7 protein-coding genes are annotated in these 6,838 nt (G+C 70.0%); 6 read left to right on the top strand and 1 reads right to left on the bottom strand.

Annotated features, from left to right (window positions below; genetic code table 11):
• Positions 1–12: 12 nt before the first annotated feature.
• Complete coding sequence (sigJ, locus tag AB0B01_RS27005) at positions 13–966, bottom strand: RNA polymerase sigma factor SigJ (protein ID WP_361724243.1); 954 nt, start codon at positions 964–966, stop codon at positions 13–15.
• A gap of 171 nt (positions 967–1,137) precedes the next feature.
• Here sigJ and AB0B01_RS27010 point away from each other — a divergent pair, with 171 nt between their 5' ends.
• The 6 genes from AB0B01_RS27010 to AB0B01_RS27035 all read left to right on the top strand — a co-directional run bounded on the left by AB0B01_RS27010 (position 1,138) and on the right by AB0B01_RS27035 (position 6,731).
• The gene (locus tag AB0B01_RS27010) at positions 1,138–1,539 is read left to right on the top strand and encodes a hypothetical protein (RefSeq protein WP_361724246.1); all 402 of its coding nucleotides are present in this window, start codon (positions 1,138–1,140) and stop codon (positions 1,537–1,539) included.
• A gap of 267 nt (positions 1,540–1,806) precedes the next feature.
• Complete coding sequence (locus AB0B01_RS27015) at positions 1,807–2,202, top strand: hypothetical protein (protein ID WP_361724249.1); 396 nt, start codon at positions 1,807–1,809, stop codon at positions 2,200–2,202.
• Positions 2,202–3,710: a PrsW family glutamic-type intramembrane protease gene (locus AB0B01_RS27020; protein ID WP_361724252.1), complete on the top strand. Its 1,509-nt coding sequence runs from the start codon at positions 2,202–2,204 to the stop codon at positions 3,708–3,710. Before AB0B01_RS27015 ends, AB0B01_RS27020 begins: the two co-directional genes overlap by 1 nt.
• Positions 3,707–4,120, top strand: coding sequence for a hypothetical protein (locus AB0B01_RS27025; protein ID WP_361724255.1), 414 nt, complete (start codon positions 3,707–3,709; stop codon positions 4,118–4,120). The genes AB0B01_RS27020 and AB0B01_RS27025 overlap by 4 nt, the downstream gene beginning before the upstream one ends.
• The gene (locus tag AB0B01_RS27030; protein ID WP_361724258.1) at positions 4,101–6,362 is read left to right on the top strand and encodes a hypothetical protein; all 2,262 of its coding nucleotides are present in this window, start codon (positions 4,101–4,103) and stop codon (positions 6,360–6,362) included. The genes AB0B01_RS27025 and AB0B01_RS27030 overlap by 20 nt, the downstream gene beginning before the upstream one ends.
• 132 nt (positions 6,363–6,494) lie before the next feature.
• On the top strand, positions 6,495–6,731 hold the full coding sequence (locus AB0B01_RS27035; protein ID WP_361724261.1) for a hypothetical protein: 237 nt from the start codon (positions 6,495–6,497) through the stop codon (positions 6,729–6,731).
• Positions 6,732–6,838 lie beyond the last annotated feature (107 nt).

Raw genomic sequence — 6,838 nt, forward strand, 5'->3', positions numbered from 1 at the left:
CACGGCGGGCGCTCAGGTCCGTCCGTGCTCCGTCCACGGACGGAGCTTCTCCGGGTTGCGGACCGCCCAGATGCGGGCGATCCGGCCCCCGACGAGACTGAACGCCGCCACGGTCACGGTGAGGCCGGCGCGTTGGGCGACGAGGCCGGGCCTGCCGTTGACCGTCCGCTCCAGGAGTGCCAGCCCAGGGGCTTTGTCGGCGATGTGGATCAGGTACTGGGCGATGCGCTCGCTGCCCTCGACCGGGCGCAGGACGGCGCCGACCAGTCCGCCGCCGTCGGCGACCATCGTGGCGTCGGGGTCGAGGAGATCGACCAGGGCCTTGATGTCCTTGGCCTCCCACGCCTCTTTGAAGTCCCGCACCAGACCGGCCTCTCCGGCCGTCGGAGCCGCCGGAGCCTGCGCGGCACGCATACGCCGACGGGCTGAGGACGCCAACTGTCGGCAGGCCGCCGGCGTCCGGCCGACGATGTCGGCGACCTCGGCGAACGGGTACCGGAAGACGTCGTGCAGGATGAACGCCACGCGCTCGGCCGGCGTCATCGACTCAAGGACGACGAGGAAGGCCATGTTCACCGACTCGTCCAGGGTGACCCGGTCGGCGGGGTCGGCCGGCTCGGCCCGGCCGCCGACCGCCGGCCCGCTGATCCACTCCGTACGGTCGGGCAGCGGCTCCGGTATCCACGCGCCGACGTAGCGCTCGCGCCGGACCCGGGCCGAGCCGAGCACGTCCAGACAGACCCGGGTGGCCACCGTCGTCAGCCAGGCGCCGGGCGACTCGACGGCCTGCTGCCGTTCGCGTGGCATCGCGTACCAGCGGGCGTAGGTCTCCTGCACGGCGTCTTCGGCCTCGGCCAGCGAACCCAGCAGCCGGTAGGCGAGGTTGATCAGGTGCCGCCGCTCGCCGACGATCGCGCTCAGGCCCGGCTCGGCCCGGTCCTGCCCTGTTTCGGATGGGGTGCTCATGGTCGCGACCGCTCCCTGGTTCTTCTCGTCCGGTTCCGCTCTCGCTGCTTCGACGAAGTACCGCACCGGACTGTGAGGGCGGCGCTTCACCTCACGTTTCGCGGGCCCACGTCGTCGAAGTACCGAGACACTACCGACGCACCGCCGCAAGGCAGAAGAGGGGACCGTGCCATGGCCGCACAGACGACGGCAGCACACCGCAGCTTCACGTTCCTGCACGTCGCGATCGCCCTGCAGGCCTCGGCCGTCTTCTTCCAGGCGGTCACCGCCGGACTGCTGCTGTCCACGTCCCACGGCGAGGCACTGCACGGCGCAGGAGCCCGCGTGATGTACGGCGCCTCGATGCTGTACGTACTCGCGGCGATCCTGGCGTGGCGGCCGGGCGGCGGGCCGGCCCGTCCCATCGCGTACGCGTCGGGTTTCCTCGTCCTCGCCTCGGTGCAGGTGGTGCTGGGCATCGCGCACGTCCCGTCGCTCCATGTCCCCCTGGGCGTCCTGATGTTCGGCCTGAGCGTGCTGGCGCTGGGACAGGCGCTGTCCGCCCGCCGGCGGGAGCGCCCCGGCGCCCGGTGACGGGGGTCTGTTTTCGCCAACCTTGCACTGACCCGATGTATGTCTGTACTCCCCACCTACCCGCCGATAGCCTGCATCCCGCCGCGCACCGCTCCGCAACATGGCTGTGCCGGCCACCCGTCCGCGCGCCCTCGCTTCCACGTCACTCGACGAAACGGGACCCATGAAGTCGCCCTTCCACGTGAGAGCATTCGCCGCCGCCCTTGTCAGGGCCGCCAGGGAACGCAGGCGCCCCCATGGCGACTAGCGGTGTCTGAGGTGGATCCCGTGACCGACGTGGCGCGCAATGCACCGCGCTCAGAGGTACGTCTGGTGGTGATCGGCTCGGTGATCGGTGCGGTGCTGCTCGCGGCGTCGCTCGTGGTCGCTCTCGGCGGCCACAACGACCCGGAGACGCCGAAGATCCCCGGCCTGCCGGGGCTGACCGCTTCTCCCCGGCTGCCGTCCGGCCTGCCGTCCGGCTTTCCGACTGGCGTCCCGTCCGGCTTCCCGTCGCGGTTCCCCTCCGGTTTCCCGTCCGGTCCTGGACAGCCGGGTGACCTGCCCACCGGACTCCCCTCCGGGTTTCCGTCGCACTTTCCCACCAGCTTTCCGACCGACCTGCTCACCCGGTTCCCGACCGGGATGCCCGGCGCACCCGTTCTCCCGGACGGTGCACCGTGATGGACACGAACGCGAACACGGACACGGACACGGCCGCGCCCGGGCGCCCGGGCGCGGACTCGGTGGCGAGAGGACGGGCGCTCCTGGTCGCCCGGCTCATGATCGGGCTGTACATCGTGGAGCTGCTGCTCAATGTCGCGCGGCCCAAGGTGCTGCCTGACGAGCCCACGGTCTCCATCTTCTACAAGCTTCCGAAGTCGATGGCCCAACACCTGCAGCAAGGGCCGTTCGCCTCCTTCGACCGGCTGCTCTCCGTGCCGCGGACCGTCTTCTGGGCCGTGATGGCGGGCATCGTGGTGGGCGCGCTGCTCCAGGTGGCCGCGGCGGTCATGCGCCCGCAGGGCCGCCGGGCCGCGGTGCTCACGTGGGCGACGCTGGCAGCGCTGCTGGGCCCGTTCTCGTTGCTGGCCCTCAGCATCGTCGCCGCGTATCCCCTGACTGCGCTCGCCTGCGCCCCCGGCGCGGCCTTCGTCCTCTGGCTGTTGCACCACGGCCAGCGCTTCGCCCGCGCCCCGCTGTCGGCCCTGCTCGCCGCCTTCGGCTGGGGCGCGTTCATGGTGTTCGGGCTGGGCCGGGCCTACACGGGACTCGCGTACGCGACCATCTACGGATACTCGGTCAAGAACGCGCACTCGCTGCTCGACGCCACCTCACCCAAGTCCCTGTACCGGGTGATCGACTTGCTGGTCCTGCACCTGAGCGTCGTGAACGCGATGCTCGTCGCGGCAGGCGTGGTGGTCGTCCTGCTCCTGTTCCGCCACCAGGTCGTCGATACCGTGACCGGCCTCGTGCTGGGAGCCGCCGTCGGACTCGGGTACGCCTTCGTGGAGTCCATCCTGTTCATCCAGCTGTACGGGGCCCTGAGCTCGATCACCGGCGCGTCAGGCGGCTTCGAGTACTGGATCCGGCAGTCGATCGGCCTCCTCGGCGGGCCGGTGGCGTACGGGGCGCTGCTCGGAGCCGGGCTCGGCCTGGCAATCCGGAGGAAGCAGCGCCGGGAGCGGGGGCTCATCGCGGGGGCCGCCCTCATCGCCGTGATCGGCGGCGCGGTCTCCACCGAAACGCTGGCGGCGTGGTTCTCGCGCCTGGTCGGTGACCACATGGAGGTCGGCGCGGCGTTCGACACCCTCGTCGTCTCGCCGTTCCTCTGGCTGCTCCCCCAGGCGCCGTTCATCGTCCTGGCCGTACTGCTCTTGCTGGCCGGCCGGCGCGCACGGGCCTCGGCGGCGCGGGCCGCCCTGTCCGCCGAGGCGGCGGCAGGCGTGGCCGTCATGCCCGGTGAGGAGACCGTCCTGGCCGATCCCAGGCTGCGCTTCTGGGCGCTGGTGAGCACCTGGCGTCGGTACGGGCCGTCCGCGGCACTGGCGCTGCACCGCCTGCACACCGCTCAACTGGAGCTGGCCGGCCTGCGCCTGCACGAGCAAGCGGATCCCGAGAGGGCTGACCCATTGCGTACGAAGGTCTTGCGTTTGAAGACGAAGGTTCGCGACGCGGCGGTGATGTCATGAGCCGTCGCCGACTCGGCGCGCTGATGTCGCGGGGATCCCGCCTCATCGCAGCAGCGGTGCCGCTCGCTTGCCTCATGCTGTTCCTCGTGCCGCACCAGGCATCAGCCTGCTCGGTCAGCTACGGCTACAAGCCGCAGGTGAAGTTCAGCGGCAAGGACTTCCGCCTGGGCGGCGGTCACGTGTGTACGAGCGGCACGTCGCTCGCCGGCTCCACCGCCGTGGCCCTCCTGGTCGTGGGCGCGCTGGCCTCCGCCGGCGCCAGGGCCTTCAGGCGAGGTGCGGCGTGGGCCGAAGCGTCCGCACCGGGGCAGGCGTTGACCGATTACCTGCGGGCTGCGGGAACGGTGGTGACGGTACCCGTCCCCGAAGACAGCCAGACAGGAGACGACGGTGCGCATCCCCAGTCGTAGTCCGCTGACGGGGCGTCGGGCCGCTCGGGGCGGCGCGCCGCACCGGCGCCGGCGCCGCATGGTCGCCCTGCTCGGCGCGGCGGCCATCGCGCTCGTACCGGGGTCGCCGGCGGCGCTCGCAGAGCCCACGCCCCTGCCTGCGCCCCCGCTCTTCACGGACTCGAACGGGGTACGTCTCATCGTCCCGCCGGGGACCCATCTGGGTACCGACCAGGAACTGGAGGCAGCGTCCGGGCAGCTGCTCCTGAATCCGCTGGGCCGAAGGCTGGTCGCGGCGCGCATGAGGTTCGGCTCCGCTCCCGGCAACGTGTCCGTCGAGTGGTTCGACTTCCTCTCCGCGCAGGGTGAGGGGATCCCGTCATGGTTCCGAGCGGACACGTTCCGCAACGACATGCTCAGAGCACTCAATGCGGCGAATGCGAACTTCGACATCAAGAACGACTACAGCATTGCCGCGAAAGCGGTGGACCATGCGACAGGAAAGGCGCTTTACGGGGAGCTCGGGGCGAAGCAGGACAGTGGCCTGCTGGAGGTCTCGACGAGCAACGTCTATCACGACGCCCACTCCGAGCAGATTCCGCTCGCGCGCATCCGCGCCGCCGGTCCGCTGAGCATCAAGACGATGTCGAAAGGCGTCAGTGACGCGGAAGCCCGGGAGCTCACCGAAAAGATCCTCACGAGGTCCTCGCTGGGACTGGCGAGCGAGAACAGCCCCTGCCTGAACATGTGCGAGAAAGAGACCAAGGACTTCCGGTACAGACTGGCGATCGCCCAGTACGGGCGCATGGGGAGTCCCGAATCCAAGGTGTCCGTGGGAACCTCGCAGAGCGTCATGGGCAAGGCCACTGCCCAGCTGCGCAGGGAAAAGAGCCGGGCGGCGGAACAGCAACGCGCCGCAGCCCTGGGTCTGCGGCCCGACTGTGACACCGGGGCGGCACGCCTGCCGGGAGGAACGGGCGGAGGCCGCGGCCGGGGGGTGGTGGCGATGGCCGCAGCGCTTCCCGCAGCCGCCCCCTGCCCCCCGGCGGAAGAATCCTTGTCGGGCGGGCTCGCCAAGGCGCTCGGCTCGAACGACAACGGCGGCATCGACTTCTCCACTCTCGAAATGCGCTACTTCTCCGACGCCCCGGGCTCGGACGGCGTGCAGTACTCGTACACGGCGCAGCCGGCCACGCCCGGTCTGCAGCAGGACATGGACTCCGGCCTCGACGCCCTCACCAACAGCGTTGCGGACCTGAGGGCCTGGCTCGCGCTGGACCCGGCGAAGTTCTGGGTCAATCTCAATCCGTCGGAGCCGGACAGGATCATGGACAGTGATCTGGGCCAGACGAACGCCGGCCGGGTACTCCTTGAGGCGGACCTGGAGATGAAGCGCACCGAGGGCCGGCTCCTCGACCCCCACACCGAATTCGGCGCGCGCTACTGGAAGGAAATGCGCGGCAACTCGGGGAACGCGTGCTATTCCTCCAGGCTCTGGATCGTGCCGGGCGACGTACAGGTACGCGAGGACGGCGCGTCGCTCTACATCCTCAAGGCCTCCCTCGCGGTCAATGCCACATCGCAGCACCTTGAGGGTCTGCCGCAGTCATGCAAGGCCGATCCCCAGAGCGATGCCCGCAGCGAGCAGCTGCAACAGGCGATGGTGGTACCCAAAGTCACGGAAGCGGTCAACACGGCGCCGGAGTACGCGCCGCTGCGGCGGGCCTTCCTCGCCCGGGTCGTGGCCCAGTGGATACGCAAGCGCCACCAGGAGGGCCACAGCACCTCCTTCGACAAGCTGATCGACTCAAGTGACCTCGGACCGGCCAAGATGCAGGGTCCGTGGCGGCCGCGCCAGGTTTTCGACGCCTATGTGCAGTCCATCGAGAAGGGGGAGTTCCGCTACGAGCAGACCACCCAAGAGGGCCACACGCAGGTCACGTCCACCATCGTGTTCGGCGGGGTCGACTTCAGCAAGCTCGACCCCAAGCAGCTCAGCGCCGCGCAGATGGACGAGGCGTACCCCCGGCTGCCCCAGATCGTGAAGGCGTCGAAGGACCGACCGGCCTCCGCCGCGAACGGGTCGATCTGGCTGGGCGAGACGACGACGGCCCCGAGCCGCAGCGTCTGGTCCAAGTCGGCGGACGTCATACGGGACTTCGCGGCCGGGCGCACCGGCATCGTCGTCTTGCTGGTGGGCGCGCTGGTGCTGGTCACCTTCGGGATCCGGAGCGGATCCGGAGGCAGACGGGCACGATCGTGAACCGGCCCGGGCCGGCATCGGATCCAGCGGCGGCGGCAGGGTCATCAGGGTGACCCGTCCGCACAGATGTGCTGGTGCGCCGGGGCGGGGATCGACTTGCGCGGGAAATCGAACAAGTGGCCTAATCGAGCCATGGCGCGAACAGCTTTCCCCGACGATCTTCTGCTCACCCAGGTCCAGGTCATCCGGACCTACACCGCTCTCGCACAGCCACGCGGCGGCCACACCACCGACCTGCGGCACCAACTGATCGAGGGCCTGCGTCGGCTCTACGCCCACCCCTACTGGACGGAGCCCGGCCACTCGTACGCCGACCTCGTCGACCTGCGCCGTGCGGCCAGGGACTACGCGTGGGTGGAGGCGGCATGAGTGGCCGGTACCGCCTAGGCAGTTTCGTTTGGATCACCGGGCGGACCAGAGGAAGATGCCCGCGATGTGGAGCCCGGCCAGGTAGATGGTGGCGGTCTTCTCGTAGC

It is taken from the genome of Streptomyces sp. NPDC044571, assembly GCF_040647115.1.
Classification (GTDB): Bacteria; Actinomycetota; Actinomycetes; order Streptomycetales; family Streptomycetaceae; genus Streptomyces.